We start from the raw sequence: 19,881 nt of genomic DNA, 5'->3' as shown, positions 1-19,881 counted from the left end.
GTCACGCCTCCAGATCCGGCAGGGGAATGCTCGGCAGGACTCCGGCCGCCGCGGCTATCGCGGCTGGCGTCGTGTCGAGGTGGTCCAGTAGCCCTTCGACGTACGAGACGTCGACTCGGACCTTCTGCACCCGTCCGTCTACGTCGCGCATCACGAACTCGCGGAAGCCGAGCCGGCTGGACGAGCTGGCGTCGGCGGCGGAGAGCGAGGCGAGGGTGGCCTCGTACCCGTCGTTGACCGGCACACGCAGCAGTCGTAGCGCTTCGGAGGCGATCTCGGCGTCCTCGGCGATGCGGCCGACGAAGACGGTGGAGACGAGGTTCTGCACGTCGAGGCCGAGGATGTCGCGGGGGTTCTGGGAGGCGACCAGTGCGGCCAGGTTCCACTTGCGGGAGTCGCGGGCGAGTCGGACCAGGAAGGAGCGCCCGGACCGCCAGCCTTCCATGAAGTGCGCCTCGTCGAGGCCGACGAGTTTGCGGGATGACATCGAGCCGCCGTAGCAGCGCCGGACGGCGAGCCGGTGCGCTGTGTGCAGCATCGGCAGGGCCAGTGCTTCCTCGGCTGACCAGTACTCGCGTTCAATCTTGAGGTCGGGCAACCGTAGCCCGGCCATGGTGATCACGGTGAGTGCCGCGTCGGCACCGAGCAGCCCTTCCGGCGGTCGGCCGAAGAAGAGCATGGCCAGTGGCATCTCGGCGGTGTCCAGCAGGAGGTTGGCCAGTTCCTTGCCGGCGTCGTCGTCGAGCCGTCCGAGGCAGCTCACCACGTCGTCGAGGGTGGAGGTCTCCTCGGCGGGGACCTGGCGGACCGCGTGCCGGAAGAGGGTGGCGGTCGACGCCTCCCTGGCCACCTGCGGCGGGACGAGCATCATGCAGATGTCCTGGACCAGCATCCGCCGCTCGGCCCGGGCGTTGGAGACGGCGATCTCGAACTCGCGGTCGCCGGCGGCCCCGGTGCCGAACTCGGAGCGCAGCGGCGTCGGGATCAGCGAGTAGGGCGCCAGGGTGCCGTGTTCCGAGCCGGTCAGGTTCAACACCCGGGAGTACGGCCGCAGCTCGGGCATCGCGCAGAGGCGGGCCAGCGGGCCGGACGGGTCGAGCAGAGTCACCTGGACACCTCGGCGGGCGGCCAGGTAGCCCAGGGCGCCGAGCAGGGTGGACTTGCCACCGCCCGGTTCGGCGACGAAGACCGCGAGCCCGGAGCGTTCCCGGACCTCCATGGGGAAGTGCAGGTCGAGGAAGACCGGGCGGCGGCAGGTGCCGGCGGTACGGCCGATCAGGTCGCCCCGCCGGTCGCCCACGTTGGACGCGGCCTGGGGGAGCGCGGCGGCGAGCAACGGCACCGGCATGCGACGCACGTAGCCGGTGTTGGCGATCGGCTCGCCGGGGATGAACTCGCGGGCCAGCCAGTCCTGGTTCTTCGGGTGCTGCAGCGAGATGCGCAGCTCCCGGGAGTAGAGCTGAATGAGCCGACGGGCCCGCTCCAGGCATTCCTCCCTGGTCCGGCCGCCGACTGCGATGCGGTGCCAGCCGTGCGCACGGGCCGAGTCGACCGGGAGACCGGTGGTCATCTCGTCGCCGATCACCAGGGCGCGCTTGGCCAGTCGTTCCAGCTCCGGGGGCGCGTCGATGCCGTGTTCGGCGTAGTCGAGCTGTTGCGAGCGGATCATCCGCAGCCGGTGTTCCAGGTTACGGAAGGAGTCGCCGGAGCCGAGGATGTCGACGCGGGTGGAGATCTCCATCGGCCAGGGCAGCCGCTCGTGGAAGTGCAGCCAGGGCTCGTGTCGTTCGGGGATCTCCAGCGGCTCCATCCGACCGACGGCGAGCACTGCCACGTGCCGCTCCTCGCCGGTCATCCGGTTGACCAGCTTGACCGTCGAGCCGTACGGGGTGCGGTAGCGCTCGACCTGCTCGGTCATGGCGAGCAGGTCGCCGCGCTCCCAGCGCCCGTCGGTCACGGGGGAGAGGGTGCTCGGCGGTGACATGCACAGCGCCACCGAGCGGTAGAGCAGCCATTCCAGCTCCTGGGCGGTGACCCGTCGGCCGCGCATGCCGAATGCCCCGAGCACCTCGTCGAACTGTTCGACGGTGCGGCCGAGCTTGCGGCGCTCGCCATCGGCGGTGCCTCGTCCGAAGGTGCGCAGCAGCCGCTCGGTGAGCGAGTCGCCGAGGGAACGTCGGGCGAAGGTGACACCGAGGTAGGTCTGGCCCTCGGCGTGGTTGACCGCCATCAGGTGGCGTTGGGCGGCGACCAGGTGGTCGGCCCAGCCGGTGGTCCCGGGAACGTCGGGCAGCGGCGCCGCCGTGTGCGTGTCGATGGTGCGAGCCCACTCGTCAGCGGGGAACGGCCGGGTGGTGCGGCGCAGGTGCAGTCGGAAGCCGGCCAGGCCGGCGTACTGCTCGGAGATCGCCGACAGCAGCGCCTCGCGTTCGGCGTCCGGCCGGAACGCCCAGCGCACCTCGGGCAGCCAGTACCAGGCAGTGACGGTGTTCGGTGTGAAGGTGAGGTGGCCGGCGATCTCGGTGATGGCCAGTTCGACCGACGGGTCCCGATCCCCGAACTTGATCTTCGGAGCGCGAACCCGGGTCGGCTTGATCGGTCGGTCCGGCCGGCTGGCCGTGCGCTGTCGGGGTGCGGCTATCTCCTTACCGGGGGCCGCGGTGCCGGTGCCTCTGGGTCGTTCCGGGTCGGTGGACCGACGCGCGGTGCGCTCGAGAGCTGGCCGATTCGCAGATGTGATCATCGCCGGCTGCTCCGGCGGAGCCGTGGACCGGCTGGCGGCCGTCGGCTGGGGCTGCGCCTGAGCCGCCGGTCGGGCCGCCGGCGTCGCTGGGGGGCGGCCACTCGGCGCGGTGCTGGCGGGTCGGCGGGCGGGGCCGGTGATCGCGGACGGACCGCCGGCGGACGGATCGGGCTCATCGGACGGACGCCCCATCGGCCGTCGATCCCCGGCCTGATGCGGCACCCGGGACTCGCTGGCCTGGTGGCCGCCCCCGTGCCGAGGGTCGGCGGGTAGGCCACCGTTGTCGGCGGGGGTCCACGGTGGCTCGAGCTCGGGAACCGCGCGAGCGGGTGCCGGGCCGGCGGTTGGTGGCGGCTGATGCGGGATCGCCGGCTGCTCGCGGGTGCTCGGGCCGGCCGTGACGGCTCGCGCCGTGCCGGGTCGCCCTCCACCACCGAAGAGGTCCAGGAAGGGGGAGTCGATGTCGGCGTTCTCGCCGGCCGACACGGCGGTGGGCTCGGCCGGTGGCGGCCGGCGGGGAACCGGCCGGGGTGCCTGGAACACGCCGACGGCACCGTGGCCGGGCGACGTCACCAGCGCGGGGTCGAGGGCAACCTCGTCCTCGTCCTCGATGTAGTCGAACGAGTGCGCACGGTGACCGACCGGTGCGCCAGGGCGGCCGGCCGGGGAGCCCGGCGTGGAGGAGCGGCTCATGCGATCGCCTCGGCGGCTGTCGGCAGACCCATGCCCGCGTCCTGCGACGGGCCGTTCGACATACGTCCGGTCATGCCAGTTCCTCCCGAATCCTGATCCGGCTGCCGACCAGGCGCGGATCGCGCTGCTCGACCGCCGGCTCCCGGGTGCGTCGCCAGTCGGTCAGCGCGGTGCGGATGACCACCCGCGCCGGCCGATCAGGGTCGACGTGCCGGAAGATGAACGACGTGGTCACGATGGCGAGCGCGATCTCCCAGGCGGGGAAGAGCTCGACCGTCAACGTGAACAGCCAGTGGATGAACATGTAGAGGGGGACCAGCAACATGAAGAGCCCGTACTGGGCGTAGGGCAGGTGGACCGGAAGGGTGTAACCGGGCGGCCCGAGGTAGACCAGGCGGGCCCGGTAGATGTCGTCGTCGGTGCGCAGCCGCATCTGGTGAACGCGCCTATTCGAAGATCAGGTCGATCAGGTAATCGCCGACGAAGAAAAGTGTTGCCGCGCCCGCGATGAAGGCGAGCCCGACGATGGCGATCGCGGAGCTGGTCAGCACCTTGGAGATCTCGCCTCGGCTGGCACGGCCGATGAAGATGACGCCCAGGACTGCGAGCAGGATCGGCGCGATCTTGCTGGCGAAGAAGGTGACGACACTGTTGGTGTCGATCCCCTTCGGTGCCGGCTCCGCGAGTGGAGTCGACGCCAGGGTGGAGAGCGCGTGGGCGACGCCGGACGACGCCGTCTCCATGAGCTCGTAGGCGATCACTGGAACCTCCCCATAGCGCGGCCGGCGATGCCGCGGCGGTGCAATAGGCAAGCCTGGCGGGAAAAGTGCTCCACAGGGCATGGCGTTCTTGACCCTGTGTTCGTTACTCACCACGGAGGGTGGCGAGGTTTGGGCGGATTTTCCCCGCTTCGGCCCTCCCTCCAAGCTTCGCCATCTCGATGCTGGCCAATTCCAAAGCGTACGGGCCGCCCCGGATTGCGACAAGCCGCGAAGGGACTGCCCGATACTGCCCGGATGACCGATCGTACACCTGTTCTAATCGGCACGTCAGGGGTAGTGGTGCGGGGCCCACCCGGGTCGCTGGGCGCCGCCGCCGCGACCGGTACCGTCTAGTCGTGACCGATCTGGTGCGGGCTTCGGGCCCGGTGGTGATGGGCGTCCTCAACGTCACACCGGACTCCTTCTCCGACGGCGGACGGTACGCCGACCTGGACGCCGCCGTCGGACACGGCGTCCGTCTACGGGACGCCGGAGCGCACCTGGTCGACATCGGCGGCGAGTCGACCCGTCCGGGCGCCGCGCGGATCGACGCCGAGACCGAGGCCGAGCGGGTGTTGCCGGTCATTCGCGAACTGGCCGCCGCCGGTGTGGCGGTCAGCGTCGACACCAGCCGCGCGCGGGTCGCGGAGGCCGCCCTGGCCGCCGGCGCGGCGGTGGTCAACGACGTCTCCGGTGGCCTGGCCGACCCGGACATGGCCCGGGTGGTCCGCGACGCGCACTGCCCCTGGGTGCTGATGCACTGGCGAGGGCACTCCAGGGCCATGCGCGACCTGGCCACCTACACGGACGTGGTGGCCGACGTCCGGGCCGAGCTGTCCCAACGGATCGACACGGCGCTGGCCGCCGGGGTGGCCGCCGACCGCCTCATCGTCGACCCCGGGCTCGGCTTCGCCAAGACGGCCGCGCACAACTGGGAGCTCAGCGCCCGCCTGCCGGAGTTGCTGGATCTCGGCTACCCGCTGCTCTTCGGGGCGAGCCGCAAGTCGTACCTCGGTGGGTTGCTCGCCGCCGCGGACGGTACGCCGCGACCGACCGCCCAGCGGGAGGCGGCCACCGTGGCCACCAGTGTGCTGGCGGTCGCCGCGGGCGCCTGGGGCGTACGCGTGCACGACGTGCGGGCCACCGCCGACGCGCTCGCCGTCTGGGCGGCGACCGGCAGCCCTCGTCTGGCCGTGCCGCAGCACGACAGGAAGCTGACCCACCACGATCACGAGCATGGGGTACGGCGATGACGACGGACCGGATCCAGCTGACCGGCCTGCGGGCGCACGGCCGGCACGGGGTGTACGACTTCGAGCGCGAACAGGGGCAGGACTTCGTGGTCGACGCCGTCCTGGAGCTGGACCTCGGCCCGGCCGCCGCCAGTGACGACGTTGCCGCCACGGTGCACTACGGCGAGTTGGCCGAACGCCTGGTCGCGGTGGTGACCGGCGAGCCGGTCAACCTGATCGAGACCCTGGCGGACCGGCTCCTCGCGGTCTGCCTGGCAGACGTTCGGGTCGACGCCGCGACGATCACAGTGCACAAGCCCGAGGCGCCGGTGCCGCACACCTTCACCGACGTGGCCGTCACGATGACCCGGGCGCGTACCCGGTGACCCGGGCGGTTCTCTCGCTCGGCAGCAACCTGGGCGACCGCCTGGAGCACCTGCGCACGGCCGTCGCCACCCTCGGCGACGCGGTGCTCGTGCTCTCCGGGGTGTACGAGACTCCACCGTGGGGCGACACCGATCAGCCCGCGTACCTCAACGCGGTGGTGCTCGTGCAGGACGAGAGCGCGACCCCGCGCGACTGGCTGGAACGGGCCCGCGACGCGGAGCGCGCGGCCGGCCGGGTCCGTGACCCGCAGCGGCGGTTCGGGCCGCGCACCCTCGACGTGGACGTGATCGCGGTCTGGGGCGACGACGACGAGCCGGTGCTCAGCGACGACCCGGAGTTGACCCTGCCGCACCCCCGGGCGCACCTGCGCGCCTTCGTGCTGCGTCCGTGGATCGACATCCAGCCGTACGGACGGCTGCCCGGTCACGGCTGGCTGACCGACCTGCTGACCATCGGCCCTGCGGCGGACGGGGCGTTGGAACTGCGTCCCCGGCCGGAGTTGGCGTTAGAGTCGACGGCATGACCGAGCGGAACCGGCCGGCATGACGCAGGCGAAGCCCCCACCCCGCGGGTCGGGCCCGGACGGGTCGCGGATGGGCCCCACCCGGATCTCGACCCTGGTCGTGGCCGGCCTGGCTGCGGCGGCGGTTGCCTGGCTGCTGATCAGCACCCTCTACTACAGCGGGATTCCCCGGCTGCCCTGGCTGCCGGTGGTGACGCTGGCCGGGCTCGCCGTGCTGGAGGCGTACGCCGCGATCAACACCCGGGGCCGGATCGAGCGCAAACCGGGTCGGGAGCCGGTCAATCCGCTGTTGGTCGCCCGCTTCGTGGTGCTGGCCAAGGCGTCGGCGCTGGCCGCCGCGATCTTCGCGGGCTTCTACGCGGGGCTCACCGGCTGGCTCTTCGTGGAGACCACCCGCGCCGCCCTGGACGATCGGCCGGCCGCCGGCGGAGGCCTGCTCGCCTCGCTGGCACTGGTCGGCGCCGCGCTCTGGTTGGAGCGCTCCTGCCGGGTGCCGGAACGCCCGGACGACGAGCACGAGCAGGACCCGCGGGAGAGCCGCCCCGGCCAGCGCTGAGCAGGGGGTTACGCCCGGCTGCGGTCGCGGGTACGGTGCCTGCGATCGGGGAGCAAGGGCCGCCCAGGGTCCGTCCGTGCGCCGGACTGGGGACGGTCGGCCACTGGGGAGGCGGCGTCATGGGTTACGAAGAAGCGGGCCGGGACCGGTCGGCCGAACCCTCTTCCGGGGTGCCGGCCGCCGTCCTGGACAACGTCTTCGACGATCCCACCCACGGTGAGCCCGGCCGGGATCGGATCGGCGTACACCTGGGGTGGGAGCTGCTGCTGCTGGCCGGGCTGGCCGTCGTGAGCTGGCTGCTCTGGCGGGAGGATCCGGCTGCGGTGCGCGACGAGAACCTGCGCACGCTCCTGATCGACGCGGTCGGGCTGGGGTTGCTCGCACTGGCCGCAGGGTTGAGCCTGCGGACTGCCGCGCCTAACTTGGCCGTCGGCCCGATCGCGGTAGCCGCCGCCCTGCACTACGCCGAGCAGGGTGACCGGGGTCTGCCGGAGTCGCTCGGCCCGGCCGTGGCGGTCGCCGCGGTGGGCGGGCTGGCGCTGGCGCTGGCCGTGGTGGTGCTGCACGTGCCGGGCTGGGCGGCCAGCCTGGCCGTCGCCGCCGCCGTGGTGGTGTACATCGAACGTCGATCGGCGCCCGTGCTGGTACAGGGCGACTACGACCCCAGGGGCAGCGCCGGTTACCTGTTCGCCGGGTTCGCCGCGGTGGCCGTCCTGGGTGGGTTGTTCGGCGCGATCCGGGCGATCCGTCGGCTCGTCGGCCGATACCGACCGATCGCCGATCCGGCCCGTCGGCGGGGCGCGGTCGCCGCCGTCGTGACCGCCGCCGCGCTTGTCGTCTCCACCGTGCTGGCCGCTCTGGCCGGCATACTGCTCGCCGCCAACGACCCCGGGCCGGTGGCGCCCACCTCGGGGCTGGACTGGACGGTGCTGGCCGTCGGCGTGGCCATGCTCGCCGGCACCAGCGCGTACGGCCGCCGGGGCGGTGTGTTCGGCATGCTGTTGGCGGTCGGCCTGGTCACCGTCTTCCAGGTGTACGCGTCGGAGCGCGGCTGGACGCTGAGCAACTGGGTGGTCGGTGGGGCCGCGCTCGGCGTCGGGCTGCTGACGACTCGGCTGGTCGAGACGCTGGGGCGGCCCCGAACGGGCAGGCCCGAGCGGCCCGAGCCGGTCGGCGACGGCACGATCAGCTCGGGCTGGACCACGCCGCAGCCGCAGTCCGTCGACAACTGGCCTCCCACGCTGCCGACCCAGGCCGCGCCGCAGCCGATCGACCCGTGGCGGGATCCGCGGTGGGAGGACGGCCCGCGACGGTGGGACACCGACGAGCGGTGAGCCGCGCCGCGTCCGCCGAGCCGGAGCTGATCTCGACCGTTAGGCTCGGCGACATGACCGACTCACCTGCCGCCACCCCGGGCGGAACCTCGTTCGAGGAGCTTGACGCGCTGTCCACCGAGGAGTTGCGGGAGCGGGCGTTCGCCCGGGCCCGGGACAATCGGGACGTGGGCTTCTTCTGGTCGGTGCTGCGCCACCTGCCGAACGCGGACGAGGCAACGGTGCTGGATGGCGCCCCGAACTCGATTGGCCCGACGATCGACGAGGCCAACGCGCTGTGGCGGGAGCTGACCGGTCACGGCTACGAGGAGTCGGCGCCGCTGCTGCGGGCCGCCTTCATCGACTACCTGATGAAGCACTGAGCCGCTCGGGGCAGCCCAGGTCCGCCCGATCCACCGGTTCGGGGCCTGGGCGGATCGCGTCGCTGGTCCACCGTTCCGGCCCGGTCAGCCGCTACGGCACGGCCGCCGGCACCGGCGCGCTCGCCGTGTTGCTGCTGGTCGGCATCTGCGGCAGTCCGGCGTACACCGGGTGGGCCGTCACCCTGACCGACCCGGAGTCGGCCGGGGCCTTCTACGCGCGCCTGCTCGCCTGGCCGGCCTGGCGGCTCGACGCGGACGGGCAGGCCGGCGGGTTGTTCGCCGCCGACCTGCGAGCCGTCCTGCTGGTGGTCCTCGCGGTGGCGCTGCTCTACCTGTTGCCCGCCGCCCAGGTCGCCCGGGTGCCCGGCCCGGTCAGCCAGTTCTTCTCCGGCTGGGCCGCGTACGTGCTGGCTGGCGGGTTGGCCGCGGTGTTGGCGGCGCTGCTCGGCCCGGCACCGTCACTGCTGGGGGCCCTTCAGGACGCCAGCACCGGCGCCGGTTACGGCTTCCTCACCGGGTGGATCATCGGCATCGCCAGCCTCGGCGGTCGCGCCTGACCCCGCCTCGACAGTCGCCCTGACCACACCGAGGTGGGGTCAGGCGCGACTGTCGTACGTGCGCCGGGGCGAGTCAGCTGGTCGGGCGGCCGAGGTCGAGGAGGCGCTGTCGGCTGAGCGCGCCCACCGGCCGGCCGGCGTCGGTCACGAGGAGCCGGTCCCGGCCCGAGGTGAGCAGGACCGCCAACGCGTCGTACGCCGAGCCGTCCACGGCGACGGTGGGCAGGTCCGGTGCGGCGTCCTCGGGCACCGGCTCCAGCGCCTCCCGGTCGAGCGGGGTGACCGCCAACCGGCGGATGCCCCGGTCGGCGCCGACGAACTCGCGTACGAACGCGGTGGCGGGTGCGCCGAGCAGCGCGGCCGGGGTGTCGTACTGCTCCAGGTGCCCGCCCTCGGAGAGGACGGCGATCCGGTCACCGAGTCGGACGGCCTCGTCGAGGTCGTGGGTGACCAGCACGATCGTCTTGCGCACCTCGGCCTGGAGGCGCAGGAACTCCTCCTGGAGGCGGGACCGGACGATCGGGTCGACGGCCGAGAACGGTTCGTCCATCAACAGCACCACCGGGTCGGCAGCGAGCGCCCGGGCCACCCCGACCCGCTGCCGCTGGCCACCCGACAGCTCGTGCGGGTAGCGACCGCCGAACTCGGCAGGGTCCAGCCCGACGAGGTCGAGCAACTCGTCGACCCGGGCCCGGGTCTGGCCCTTGGGCCAGCGGAGCAGGCCCGGCACGGTGGCCACGTTGGCCCGCACGGTCTGGTGTGGAAAGAGGCCGACGTTCTGGATCACGTATCCGATTCGACGGCGCAGTCGCACCGGGTCGACGTTCGTGACGTCCTCGTCGCCGAGCGTGATGCGACCGGCGGTCGGTTCGATCAGGCGATTGATCATCCGCAGCACCGTCGACTTGCCGCAGCCGGACGGGCCGATCAGCACCACCAGCTCGCCGGCCCGGACCTCCAGGCTGAGGTCCCGGACAGCTTCGGTGCCGTTCGGGTAGCGCTTCTGGATGCCCTCCAGGGAGATCGACGCCGCGCGAGGGGATTGGGTCACGTCGGTAGCCTCCGGGGTAACGTCCACGTATGTCCTTCCGCCTGAGCTACCGGGCCGACCCGGGTAACCCCTGGTTCTCCTGGCAGTACGTGCGGGACAACTCTGACACGATCCTCGCCGCGGTGCGCGAACACGCCTCCCTCACCGGGCGAGCGGTGTTGATCGCGGTGTTGATCGCCCTGCCGTTGTCCGTGTTGGCGTACTGGGTCCGTCCGCTCGCCGGTCCGATCCTCGCTGTCAGCGGGGTTGTCTACACCATCCCGTCGTTGGCGCTCTTCGCGTTCATCGCCCCCTACCTGGGCACCGGTGCGACCACGGTGCTGGTCGGGCTGGTCCTCTACGCGTTGCTGCTGATCGTGCGCAACGTGGTGGCCGGCCTCAACCAGGTGCCCCCGGAGGTTCGCGAGGCCGCCGAGGGCATGGGTTACGGCCGCTGGAGGCGGCTGTTCCGGATCGACCTCCCGCTGGCGTTGCCGGGCATCGTGACCGGTGTACGGCTGGCGACCGTCTCGACGGTGGCGTTGGTCACGGTCGGGGTGCTGGTCGGGCACGGCGGGCTCGGGCAGCTCATCTTCGCGGGCTTCCAGAACAACCTCTACAAGGCCGAGATCATGACGGCCGCACTGCTCTGCGTGGCGCTCGCGGTCGTGCTCGACCTGTTGCTCATCCTGGTCGCCCGACTGGTGACCCCCTGGTCCACCCGGAGGGCACGGTGACCGTCGCGGAGAACCCGATCGGGCAGGCCGTCACCTGGATCAACGACCCACTGAACTGGACCAACCCCGGCGGCATGCTGGACCGGCTCGGCGAGCACCTGACGATCTCCGCCCTGGCCGTGGCGCTCGGCTGCCTGGTGGCCTGGCCGCTCGGGCTCTGGTTGGGGCACCTCGGTCGAGGTGGCGGCCTTGTGGTGCTGATCTCCAACGCCACCCTGGCCATCCCCACCCTGGCGCTGCTGACCATCCTGCCGGTGGTCTTCGCCAGCGGCTTCGGGAAGACGCCGGTCGTGGTGGCGCTCGCCGTCTTCGCCGTGCCACCGCTGCTGGCCAACGCGTACACCGGGGTGCGGCAGGTGGACCCGGAGGCCCGCGACGCGGCCCGGGGGATGGGCCTGTCCAGCACGCAGCTGTTGCGCCGGGTGGAGTTGCCGCTCGCGGTGCCCTATCTGGCGGCCGGCTTCCGCACCGCGGCGGTCCAGGTGATCGCGACCGCCGCGCTGGCCTCCTTCGTCAACGGCGGCGGCCTGGGCCAGATCATCCGGACCGGCTTCGGCATCGGAATCGCGGCCGGCGGCGGGCAGATCGTCGCCGGTGGTGTGCTGGTGGCCGGGCTCGCGCTGCTGGCCGAGGTGGTCCTCGGCGGCGTCGAACGGCTGGTCACCCCCAAGCCGCTGCGGCGTGGGCGGCAGCGCCTCGGGCGGCCCCGGGCCGCCGACGCCACCGGGAGCGCCTGACCCGTCCGGGTGAGCCCGCGTCGAGCTGGCGACCCACAGCCGTCAAATCGGTGACGATGGGGTGACGAAGTCCATCCCAAGTTGTCGGTCGGTTCCGGAGCATGTTGGGTGGACATTCGCGGGCGGCCGACAGTCAGGATCGCCCGTCGGACACGCGGCCGGCCCGGGACGGGCCGCGCCGGGACACGGAAGGCGGGCACATGCGCGCACGTACACGCCTGGCGATCGGGGCGGTCAGCGCCGTCGCCGGGGCAGCACTGCTCACCGGCTGCGGTGACGCCGGCTCGTCCGGCACCGACGCACCCCAGACGAGCGCCTCCGGCGCCGGGTGCGCCCCGGTCGCCGGCCAGCAGCTCATCGCTCTACAGGACGACAAGAAGCTCCAGAACTCCGACAACGTCATCCCGGCGGTCAACAGCAAGGCGGCCAACCCGCAGCTGATCGCCGCACTGGACAAAGTTTCCGCAGCACTCGACACCCCGAAGCTGATCCAGCTCAACAAGGCCGTCAACGAGGACCGCAAGACCCCCAAGGTGGCGGCCGAGGAGTTCGCCAGCGCGAACAACCTCACCGCCGGCATCGCCAAGGGCCCGGGCGGCGACATCACTGTGGGCGCCGGCAACTTCGCCGAGAGTCAGATCCTGGGTGAGCTGTACCGGATCGCGCTCAGCGCCGCCGGCTACCAGGTCAAGGTGCAGCAGATCGGCAACCGGGAGCTCTACGCGCCGGCTCTGGAGAAGGGCGAGATCCAGGTCGTCCCGGAGTATGCGGCGACGATGGCCGAGTTCCTCAACACCAAGGCCAACGGCCAGAACGCCCAGCCGATCTCCTCGCCGGACATCAACACGACGGTGACCGCGCTGAAGACCGAGGGCGACAAGGCCGGCCTCACCTTCGGCACCCCGGCCGCCGCACAGGACCAGAACGCCTTCGCGGTGACCCAGGCATTCGCCGACAAGTACGGCGTGCGGACCCTCTCCGAGTTGGCGGCGAAGTGCTCCGGCAGCGCGACAGTGCTGGGTGGCCCGCCGGAGTGCGAGCAGCGTCCGTTCTGCAAGCCGGGCCTGGAGAAGACCTACGGGCTGTCGGTCGGCAAGTTCTCCTCCCTGGACCAGGGCGGGCCGCTGACCAAGAGCGGGCTCCGCGACGGTTCGATCAGCGTGGGTCTGATCTTCTCGTCGGATGGCGCCTTCGCCACCAGCTGAGCCCCTTTCCGCAGGTGCTGAGGACGCCCCCGCCCCGACCGGGCGGGGGCGTCCGCGCGTCCGGGGACCCCGTTCCCTCCGCTGGATATCGTGGGTAGGCTGCACATCCATGCCAGCCCCGGCCACCTCTGACGCCCGGCGTCAACCAACGCTGCTGACCATGCTCTTCTGGGCGGGCGTCGCTCTCGCGCCGGTGGCGGCGCTGATCCTGCTGGTGGCCGACGGCAATGGCCCGTTGCGTTTCGCTGCGGTGCTCGCCATCCTCGCGGTGGTGCTGATCGGCCTCTCCATCGCCTTGCGGCCCGACAACGAGGGCGCCTCGGCGCGGACCGACGAGTTGCTGGACGAGATCGAGGAGCTGCGTCGGGAGTTGCGCGGCGAGATCGTGGCCGCCGCCCAGCGCGGTAACCAGGCACTCGACCAGGCGCAACGGGCCCATGAGGGGATCGCCGCGGTGCGCCGCCGTCTCGACGCCAGTGGTGCCGCCCTCGCCGGTGCCGCCCCCGCCGTCGAGCCGGCGGGTGCCGCACGGGCCCGGGTGGCTGCCGTCGAGCCGCCGGTGGACGACACGCCGGTGGCCCGTAACCGAGCCGAGGCGCCGGCCGGCCGCGCCCGGGTTTCCGGCCCCGACGACGCGCCCCGGTGGGGGCGTCCCGGGCACCCGGACGACGACGAGCCGGCGTACGCCCGGGAGGCCCCCGAGAAGCCCGCCGCCGGAATGTACGGCGGGGAACGACCGGCTGCCACCGCGTACGGCTCAGCGCGCCCCCGGGAGCACGACCGCCCCGAGGCGGCGCACCGGCCGGGTGGCGTGGTCCGGCACACCGAGACCGTGCACGTCACCACCCGACACACAGTTGTGGACGGCGGCCCGGCCGAGCCGGCCGGGCGCTACGGCGGCGGGTACGCCGGTCAGTGGACCCCACCCGCGCAGGAGTGGACCCGGGGCGGCGACGCCGATCAGCCCCCACGCCCGGCCGGCCGGGCGAGGAGCGAGCCGGAGCAGCACCCCCGAGCCGGGTACGGCGACGAGGCGGGCTGGACGGGCCGCCGCGACGAACCGGAGTGGACGGATCGGCGCGACGCGTACGCCCAGCCCGACGAGCCGGCCCCGCCGGCCCGGTCACACCGCAGCCCGGAGAGGCCGGCGGCGGAATCCTGGGACAGCCCGGACGATCGGGGCTGGTCGGAGCAGCGCGACCGGGCGGGCGCCCCGGCGCCACAGGCCGGGCCGCCGTTGCGAGCCGACGACACCGGCGAGTACTGGTCTCAGCTGCGGGCCGGTGACCGGTGGGCCGCCGTCCGTGACGACGAGAACGGTCGAGAGCTGCGCGTCGGCGAACGTCGGGCCGAGGTGCACGCCGACGCCACCGGCACCGAGTACCGGGTGGCCGACCGCTGGGCCGCCGTCCGTCACGAGGAGCCGCGCCGTCACGAGGAGCCGCGCCGTCACGAGGAGCCGCGCCGTCACGAGGAGCCGCGCCGTCACGAGGAGCCGCGCCGTCACGAGGACGCCGGCCGCTACGAGGACGCCGGCCGGTATGAGGAACCGCGCCGCCACGACGGCGGTCGGCGGCCCGAGCCGGAAAGGCCCGCGCTGCCGGTGGGCGGTGTGCCGATGCCGGACGAGTGGCGCCCACCGCGCCAACGCAGCCACCAGCCGGAACCCGCGCCGGAACGGACCGGCCGGCGGCGGGTCGACGAGCGTTACGGCTACCCGCCGCAGGACGACGTGCCGCGTGCCGGGGGCGCGCCGCCCACCGACCGCTGGCGGTGACCGGTCAGGCGGCTCCTGTCACTTGTCGATGTCGCCGACCACGAAGAACATCGAGCCGAGGATCGCGATCAGGTCGGGGACCAGGCAGCCGGGGAGCAGGGTGGCCAACGCCTGCACGTTCGCGTACGAGGCGGTGCGTAGCTTCAACCGCCACGGCGTCTTCTCACCCCGCGACACCAGGTAGTAGCCGTTGATGCCGAGCGGGTTCTCCGTCCAGGCGTACGTGTGCCCCTCCGGCGCCTTGAGCACCTTCGGCAGCCGGGTGTTGATCGGCCCGGTCAGCCGGTCCACCCGGTCGAGGCACTGCTCGGCGAGGTCCAGTGACGCGTACACCTGGTCGAGCAGTACCTCGAAACGGGCGTGGCAGTCGCCGGCGGTCTTGGTGACCACCGGCACGTCCAGCTCGTCGTAGGCCAGGTAGGGGTCGTCGCGGCGCAGGTCCAGGTCCAGCCCGGACGCGCGGGCCACCGGCCCGGACGCGCCGAACGCGGCGGCGTCCGCGGCGGACAGCACGCCCACGCCGACGGTGCGGGCCAGGAAGATCTCGTTACGCCGGATCAGGTGGTCCAGGTCGGGCAACCGGCGGCGTACCTCGCCGATCGCCGCGCGGGCCCGCCCGGTCCACCCGTACGGGACCTCTTCCTTGAGGCCACCCACCCGGTTGAACATGTAGTGGATCCGGCCGCCGGAGACCTCCTCCATCACCGCCTGGATGGTCTCGCGTTCCCGGAAGGCGTAGAAGATCGGCGTGATCGCCCCGATCTCCAACGGGTACGAGCCGAGGAACATCAGGTGGTTCAGCACCCGGTTCAGCTCCGCCAGGGCCATTCGCAGCCAGGTGGCCCGCTCCGGCACCTCCATGCCCATCAGGCGTTCCACAGCGAGCACGACGCCCAGCTCGTTGGAGAACGCCGAGAGCCAGTCGTGCCGGTTGGCCAGCACGATGATCTGCCGGTAGTCACGCACCTCGAAGAGCTTCTCCGCGCCCCGGTGCATGTAACCGACGATCGGTTCACAGGCGACCACCCGCTCGCCGTCGAGCACCAGCTTCAACCGCAGCACGCCATGTGTGGAGGGGTGCTGCGGACCGATGTTCAGCACCATGTCGGTGCCGAGTTGCTGATCACCTGTGCCGGGGATCAGCCCGGCCCCGGTGCCGACGGTCAGTTCACGGAGGTCCCCGGCGTCGGTGGTCATGCCCGTCATCGTGCCACGGCCGACCCGAGCGGGATGCCGACCGGCTGGCGCAACCACCAGTGCCCACCGAGCCCGGCCGGGTCGGTCAGCTCGGCCACCGTCGACGCGGCGGCCAGCGCCCGCACGTAGCCGACCGGGTCGGTGCCGGCCAGGCTGAGCGGTGGTCGCCCGCCGTCGGCCCCGAGCGCCCGCAGCGCCTCCCGCTGCAGGACCAGGGAGTACGCGCACCGGGCGACCGCCGCACCAGCGGAGGCGACCGAGTCCATGGCCACGTGCGCTGTGACGTCACTCGACCCGTCGGGCACCGGAGGCACCTGCCGCCCACCCCGGTACCCGGTCAACGTCCCGTCCACAGGTCGGTCGCCGATCAGGTGCCCGTAGTCGACTGCCACCGCCAGCCCTCGGCTGATCTTTCGCACCGCGTCGGCCCAGGCCTCATCTCTGCTGCGGCCGACCTCGGCTCGTAGGTAGTCACCGGCGGGGGTTTCGGGGCAGCCCGGCCGGCTCCGGGCGGTCAGGCTTGATCCCTGCGCCGGCCGGGCTGCCCCGAAACCCGACTCGCTGTCGCTGGTCGAGTCCGTCCAGGTCACCTCCGGATTCGGCGCACGGTCCGTACTGGGCAGGCTCGTGGGGCTGGGCCACCACTGTTTGAGCCAATCAAGATCGTCAGGGCTGACCTGCTCACCAATCGATTCGGCACCACTCTCCGGGTCGACCAGCACGTATCGCCAGCCATCTTCGGAATGCACAGCCACGTCGAGGGGGACGTTGTCCAGCCACTCGGTGGCGAGCAGCACTCCCGTGATCCCGGCAGGGATCTCAGACGACCAGTTGATCTCTTTGGGCAGGTTCTCCGGGCGGGGCGCGTACTCGACGGCTGTGAAGCGGACGCGTTCGGCGAGCGACGGAGCGACGGCGGCCAACGACGGCCCGTCGGGTGCCGGACGGGCGGAGGTCGTGGAAGTCACGGTTTCCGGGGAGCCCGACCACGCAGGGATCAAGCCTGACCGCCCGGAGTGGGCGGGCTCCCCGGAAACCCCCACCGCGAGCCCGACGGGATCGTGAGCGAGCCCGGCGGAATCGTGAGCGAGCCCGGCGGGATCGTGAGCGAGCCCGGCGAGAGCCCGTAGCAGCTCGCCCCGCCCCGCCCCCACGTCGACCACGTCGAACCGCGACGGATGCCCGAGGGCCGCGTCGACCTGGGTGAGCAGGCGCAGCAGCGCGGTGGCGAAGGCCGGGGACGCGTGCACGCTGGTGCGGAAGTGTTCGGCCGGGCCGGTGCCGGCGACGAAGAAGCCGCCCGGCCCATAGAGGGCTTGGCTCATTGCGTCTCGCCAGGCGATCGACATCAGTTCACTCCGAATGCAGCGGGCGCGGCGCACGGTGATCAGGTGATGAAAAGTAGGTCAGAAACGCTCCGGTTACCTACTTTTCAGCACTTGATCATGGTGGCACGGGGACGCGCTGGCCTGGGGCGGTCGGGGACGGTGGTGAAGGGCACTTGAGGCGGTGGTGAAGGTTTTCACACATGCTTGTCCGGGTTCGGTGGGCCGGGCGCATACTTGCGATCGACCGGTACCCCTTCTCGAGGACTGGATCATCGACATGAGCGCACCGATGCGCCCGCGTTCGGCCGCCCCGCAGGGGCCCGCCGCTCTCGGTGCCTCCGCCACTCCCCGCACCTCCCGTCTGCTCACCGTCGGTGTCATTGGCGCCGGTCGGGTCGGCGCCGTGCTGGGCGCTGCGCTCGCCGCCGCCGGGCACCGGGTGGTCGCCGTCTCCGGCAGCTCCGGAGCCAGCCGCGCCCGCCTCGCCCTGCTGTTGCCCGAGGTGCCCCGCCGCCCGGTCACCGCCGTGGCCCACGCCGCCGCCGACCTGCTGCTGATCGCGGTGCCGGACGACAGGCTGGCCGGTGTGGTGACCGACCTCGCCGAGCGGGGCGCTCTGCACCCGGGTCAGGTCGTCGCGCACACCTCGGGGGCTCACGGCCTGGCCGTGCTCGGGCCGGCCGTCGCGGCCGGCGCCCGGCCACTCGCCCTGCACCCCGCGATGACCTTCACCGGTACGCCGGACGACCTGGCCCGTCTGGACGGTATCTCGTACGGGGTGACCGCCCCGGCGGAGCTGCGCCCGCTGGCTGCCCGACTGGTCGCCGACCTCGGCGGCGTGCCCGAGTGGGTGGCCGAGTCGGACCGCCCGCTCTACCACGCCGCGCTGGCCCACGGCGCGAACCACCTGGTGACCCTTGTCAACGAGGCGGCCGACCGGTTGCGGGACGCCGGGGTGTCCCGGCCGGAGAAGGTGCTCGCCCCGCTGCTGCGGGCCGCCCTGGAGAACGCGCTGCGGCTCGGTGACGACGCGTTGACCGGTCCGGTCTCCCGTGGCGACGCGGGCACCGTGCAGCGGCACCTGGCCCGGTTGGCGGCCACCGCACCGGAATCCGTCCCCGCGTACCTGGCGTTGGCCCGTCGGACCGCCGACCGGGCTATCGCCGCCGGCCGGTTGCGGCCGGTGGACGCACAGTCGCTGCTCGGCGTGCTGGCCGACAGCGGTCGGGAGGTGGCCGCGTGAGCGCGAGGAGTGAGCCGATCGTGCGAGCCCCGCAGTCGCGAACCGAGGTGTCGCTGTGAGCGCGAGGAGTGAGCCGATCGTGCGAGCCCCGCAGTCGCGAACCGAGGCGGCGCTGTGACCCGGGTGGTGCACACGCGCGCCGAGTTGGCCGAGGCCCGGGCCGGGCTGAAGGGCACTGTCGGGGTGGTGATGACCATGGGTGCGCTGCACTCCGGCCACGAGACGTTGCTGCGCGCGGCCCGGGAACAGGCCGACCACGTGCTGGTTACGGTCTTCGTGAACCCGTTGCAGTTCGGGCCGAACGAGGACTTCGACCGCTACCCGCGCACCCTTGAGGCCGATCTGGAGGTGTGCCGGCGGGCGGGCGCGGATCTGGTCTTCGCCCCGTCGGTGGCGGACATGTACCCGGACGGTCAGCCCCGCGTACGCCTCGATCCAGGCCAGCTCGGCGGCGAGCTGGAGGGGGCGAGCCGCCCCGGCTTCTTTCACGGGGTGCTCACTGTGGTGCTGAAGCTGCTCCAGCTCACCCGGCCGGACCTGGCGTTCTTCGGCGAGAAGGACTATCAGCAGCTCACCCTGGTCCGGCGGATGGCCCGCGACCTGGACGTGCCGGTCGAGGTGGTCGGCGTACCGACCGTTCGGGAGCCGGATGGGCTGGCCCTCTCCAGTCGCAACCGTTACCTGAGTGAGCCGGAGCGGGCCGCCGCGCTGAGTCTGTCCGCCGCGCTGCGGGCCGGCGCGCAGGCCGCCGACGACGGCTTGGACGCGGCTGCGGTGCTGACCGCCGCGCACGCCGCGTTCGGCGCCGGTACGCCCGGTGCCCGCCTCGACTACCTGGTGCTCACCGATCCCGAGTTGGAACCGGGGCCGGTGGCTGGGCCGGCTCGGCTGGTGATCGCCGCCTGGGTGGGCGGCACCCGGTTGATCGACAACGCGGCGATCCACCTCGCCCCGCGCCCCTGACCCGGCCGTACCACCCGCCCCCGAATACCCGCGAAAGGCCACTGAAGATGTTGCGGACCATGCTCAAGTCGAAGATCCACCGAGCCACGGTGACCCAGGCCGACCTGCACTACGTCGGTTCGGTGACCGTGGACGAGGATCTGCTCGACGCCGCCGACCTGCTCCCCGGCGAGCAGGTGGCGATCGTGGACATCACCAACGGCGCCCGGCTGGAGACGTACGTGATCCCGGGCGAGCGGGGCAGCGGCGTGATCGGCATCAACGGCGCCGCCGCGCACCTGGTGCACCCCGGTGACCTGGTCATCCTGATCTCGTACGGGCAGATGGACGATGCCGAGGCCCGGACGTACCGGCCACGGGTCGTGCACGTCGACGCCGACAACCGGGTGATCGAGTTGGGTACCGATCCGGCTGCGGCGGCGCCTGGCACGGCCGGTAGCCCGGTGCCCAGCCCGTTGGCCGTGTCCGGAGTCTGATCCCCCGTCCCGTGATTCCGGTCTGTTACCGGAAGGTCAT

Annotated in this window: 20 protein-coding genes; 14 read left to right on the top strand and 6 right to left on the bottom strand. The window is 72.4% G+C overall.

Going from position 1 to position 19,881, the window contains the following annotated elements; genetic code table 11:
- Nucleotide 1: 1 nt before the first annotated feature.
- The 3 genes from ABZU43_RS09100 to ABZU43_RS09090 all read right to left on the bottom strand — a co-directional run bounded on the left by ABZU43_RS09100 (nt 2) and on the right by ABZU43_RS09090 (nt 4,197).
- Nucleotides 2-3,436: an ATP-binding protein gene (locus ABZU43_RS09100; protein ID WP_355005963.1), complete on the bottom strand. Its 3,435-nt coding sequence runs from the start codon at nt 3,434-3,436 to the stop codon at nt 2-4.
- 70 nt (nt 3,437-3,506) lie between these two features.
- Nucleotides 3,507-3,869: a hypothetical protein gene (locus ABZU43_RS09095; RefSeq protein WP_053654782.1), complete on the bottom strand. Its 363-nt coding sequence runs from the start codon at nt 3,867-3,869 to the stop codon at nt 3,507-3,509.
- A gap of 13 nt (nt 3,870-3,882) precedes the next feature.
- Nucleotides 3,883-4,197: a hypothetical protein gene (locus tag ABZU43_RS09090; protein WP_355005962.1), complete on the bottom strand. Its 315-nt coding sequence runs from the start codon at nt 4,195-4,197 to the stop codon at nt 3,883-3,885.
- 356 nt (nt 4,198-4,553) lie between these two features.
- On the opposite strand from ABZU43_RS09090, the gene folP reads away from it, so the two are divergent.
- The 7 genes from folP to ABZU43_RS09055 all read left to right on the top strand — a co-directional run bounded on the left by folP (nt 4,554) and on the right by ABZU43_RS09055 (nt 9,148).
- The gene (gene folP, locus ABZU43_RS09085; protein WP_355005961.1) at nt 4,554-5,450 is read left to right on the top strand and encodes a dihydropteroate synthase; all 897 of its coding nucleotides are present in this window, start codon (nt 4,554-4,556) and stop codon (nt 5,448-5,450) included.
- Nucleotides 5,447-5,815 (top strand): dihydroneopterin aldolase, encoded by a 369-nt coding sequence (gene folB / locus ABZU43_RS09080; protein WP_355005960.1) that lies wholly within the window; start codon nt 5,447-5,449, stop codon nt 5,813-5,815. The genes folP and folB overlap by 4 nt, the downstream gene beginning before the upstream one ends.
- Nucleotides 5,812-6,339 (top strand): 2-amino-4-hydroxy-6-hydroxymethyldihydropteridine diphosphokinase, encoded by a 528-nt coding sequence (folK, locus tag ABZU43_RS09075; RefSeq protein WP_355005959.1) that lies wholly within the window; start codon nt 5,812-5,814, stop codon nt 6,337-6,339. The genes folB and folK overlap by 4 nt, the downstream gene beginning before the upstream one ends.
- Before the next feature lie 19 nt (nt 6,340-6,358).
- Nucleotides 6,359-6,895 (top strand): DUF3180 domain-containing protein, encoded by a 537-nt coding sequence (locus tag ABZU43_RS09070; RefSeq protein WP_355005958.1) that lies wholly within the window; start codon nt 6,359-6,361, stop codon nt 6,893-6,895.
- 119 nt (nt 6,896-7,014) lie between these two features.
- Nucleotides 7,015-8,229: an ABC transporter permease gene (locus tag ABZU43_RS09065; protein ID WP_355005957.1), complete on the top strand. Its 1,215-nt coding sequence runs from the start codon at nt 7,015-7,017 to the stop codon at nt 8,227-8,229.
- A gap of 53 nt (nt 8,230-8,282) precedes the next feature.
- Nucleotides 8,283-8,591 (top strand): hypothetical protein, encoded by a 309-nt coding sequence (locus tag ABZU43_RS09060; RefSeq protein ID WP_355005956.1) that lies wholly within the window; start codon nt 8,283-8,285, stop codon nt 8,589-8,591.
- 53 nt (nt 8,592-8,644) lie between these two features.
- The gene (locus tag ABZU43_RS09055; RefSeq protein ID WP_355006089.1) at nt 8,645-9,148 is read left to right on the top strand and encodes a hypothetical protein; all 504 of its coding nucleotides are present in this window, start codon (nt 8,645-8,647) and stop codon (nt 9,146-9,148) included.
- Nucleotides 9,149-9,221: 73 nt separating this feature from the next.
- Here ABZU43_RS09055 and ABZU43_RS09050 read toward each other — a convergent pair whose 3' ends face one another.
- A complete protein-coding gene (locus tag ABZU43_RS09050) occupies nt 9,222-10,199 on the bottom strand; it encodes an ATP-binding cassette domain-containing protein (protein WP_355005955.1) in 978 nt (325 codons plus the stop codon).
- A gap of 29 nt (nt 10,200-10,228) precedes the next feature.
- On the opposite strand from ABZU43_RS09050, the gene ABZU43_RS09045 reads away from it, so the two are divergent.
- The 4 genes from ABZU43_RS09045 (at nt 10,229) to ABZU43_RS09030 (ending at nt 14,634) form a co-directional block, all read left to right on the top strand.
- Nucleotides 10,229-10,915, top strand: a complete 687-nt coding sequence (locus ABZU43_RS09045; protein WP_091403225.1) for an ABC transporter permease — start codon at nt 10,229-10,231, stop codon at nt 10,913-10,915.
- On the top strand, nt 10,912-11,652 hold the full coding sequence (locus ABZU43_RS09040; protein WP_355005954.1) for an ABC transporter permease: 741 nt from the start codon (nt 10,912-10,914) through the stop codon (nt 11,650-11,652). Before ABZU43_RS09045 ends, ABZU43_RS09040 begins: the two co-directional genes overlap by 4 nt.
- Before the next feature lie 200 nt (nt 11,653-11,852).
- On the top strand, nt 11,853-12,857 hold the full coding sequence (locus tag ABZU43_RS09035; RefSeq protein WP_355005953.1) for a glycine betaine ABC transporter substrate-binding protein: 1,005 nt from the start codon (nt 11,853-11,855) through the stop codon (nt 12,855-12,857).
- Nucleotides 12,858-12,966: 109 nt separating this feature from the next.
- Nucleotides 12,967-14,634, top strand: coding sequence for a hypothetical protein (locus ABZU43_RS09030; protein WP_355005952.1), 1,668 nt, complete (start codon nt 12,967-12,969; stop codon nt 14,632-14,634).
- An 18-nt stretch (nt 14,635-14,652) separates the two neighbouring features.
- Here ABZU43_RS09030 and ABZU43_RS09025 read toward each other — a convergent pair whose 3' ends face one another.
- Both ABZU43_RS09025 and ABZU43_RS09020 read right to left on the bottom strand, forming a co-directional pair.
- Nucleotides 14,653-15,840 carry an NADH-quinone oxidoreductase subunit D gene (locus ABZU43_RS09025; protein ID WP_355005951.1) on the bottom strand — a complete coding sequence of 396 codons (1,188 nt, stop codon included), beginning with the start codon at nt 15,838-15,840 and terminating at the stop codon, nt 14,653-14,655.
- Nucleotides 15,837-17,180 (bottom strand): SAM-dependent methyltransferase, encoded by a 1,344-nt coding sequence (locus ABZU43_RS09020; RefSeq protein WP_355005950.1) that lies wholly within the window; start codon nt 17,178-17,180, stop codon nt 15,837-15,839. The genes ABZU43_RS09025 and ABZU43_RS09020 overlap by 4 nt, the downstream gene beginning before the upstream one ends.
- Before the next feature lie 256 nt (nt 17,181-17,436).
- Between ABZU43_RS09020 and ABZU43_RS09015 the strand changes: the two genes are divergently transcribed.
- The 3 genes from ABZU43_RS09015 (at nt 17,437) to panD (ending at nt 19,841) form a co-directional block, all read left to right on the top strand.
- The gene (locus ABZU43_RS09015) at nt 17,437-18,402 is read left to right on the top strand and encodes a Rossmann-like and DUF2520 domain-containing protein (protein WP_355005949.1); all 966 of its coding nucleotides are present in this window, start codon (nt 17,437-17,439) and stop codon (nt 18,400-18,402) included.
- Between the two features lie 114 nt (nt 18,403-18,516).
- Nucleotides 18,517-19,365: a pantoate--beta-alanine ligase gene (gene panC, locus ABZU43_RS09010; RefSeq protein WP_355005948.1), complete on the top strand. Its 849-nt coding sequence runs from the start codon at nt 18,517-18,519 to the stop codon at nt 19,363-19,365.
- Nucleotides 19,366-19,412: 47 nt separating this feature from the next.
- Nucleotides 19,413-19,841, top strand: coding sequence for an aspartate 1-decarboxylase (panD, locus tag ABZU43_RS09005; protein WP_355005947.1), 429 nt, complete (start codon nt 19,413-19,415; stop codon nt 19,839-19,841).
- Nucleotides 19,842-19,881: the final 40 nt, after the last annotated feature.

The organism is Micromonospora sp. NPDC005205 (assembly GCF_040608275.1).
Lineage (GTDB): Bacteria > Actinomycetota > Actinomycetes > Mycobacteriales > Micromonosporaceae > Micromonospora.
The sequence above is the reverse complement of the archived record's forward strand: the minus strand, read 5'-3'. Positions and strand labels throughout refer to the sequence as shown.

Coding starts and splice junctions, on each gene's coding strand:
- ABZU43_RS09100 (WP_355005963.1), bottom strand. CDS start 3,436: ATGAGCCGCTCCTCCACGCCGGGCTCCCCGGCCGGCCGCCCTGGCGCA.
- ABZU43_RS09095 (WP_053654782.1), bottom strand. CDS start 3,869: ATGCGGCTGCGCACCGACGACGACATCTACCGGGCCCGCCTGGTCTAC.
- folB (WP_355005960.1), top strand. CDS start 5,447: ATGACGACGGACCGGATCCAGCTGACCGGCCTGCGGGCGCACGGCCGG.
- ABZU43_RS09070 (WP_355005958.1), top strand. CDS start 6,359: ATGACGCAGGCGAAGCCCCCACCCCGCGGGTCGGGCCCGGACGGGTCG.
- ABZU43_RS09065 (WP_355005957.1), top strand. CDS start 7,015: ATGGGTTACGAAGAAGCGGGCCGGGACCGGTCGGCCGAACCCTCTTCC.
- ABZU43_RS09060 (WP_355005956.1), top strand. CDS start 8,283: ATGACCGACTCACCTGCCGCCACCCCGGGCGGAACCTCGTTCGAGGAG.
- ABZU43_RS09045 (WP_091403225.1), top strand. CDS start 10,229: ATGTCCTTCCGCCTGAGCTACCGGGCCGACCCGGGTAACCCCTGGTTC.
- ABZU43_RS09035 (WP_355005953.1), top strand. CDS start 11,853: ATGCGCGCACGTACACGCCTGGCGATCGGGGCGGTCAGCGCCGTCGCC.
- ABZU43_RS09030 (WP_355005952.1), top strand. CDS start 12,967: ATGCCAGCCCCGGCCACCTCTGACGCCCGGCGTCAACCAACGCTGCTG.
- ABZU43_RS09025 (WP_355005951.1), bottom strand. CDS start 15,840: ATGACGGGCATGACCACCGACGCCGGGGACCTCCGTGAACTGACCGTC.
- ABZU43_RS09020 (WP_355005950.1), bottom strand. CDS start 17,180: ATGTCGATCGCCTGGCGAGACGCAATGAGCCAAGCCCTCTATGGGCCG.
- ABZU43_RS09015 (WP_355005949.1), top strand. CDS start 17,437: ATGAGCGCACCGATGCGCCCGCGTTCGGCCGCCCCGCAGGGGCCCGCC.
- panD (WP_355005947.1), top strand. CDS start 19,413: ATGTTGCGGACCATGCTCAAGTCGAAGATCCACCGAGCCACGGTGACC.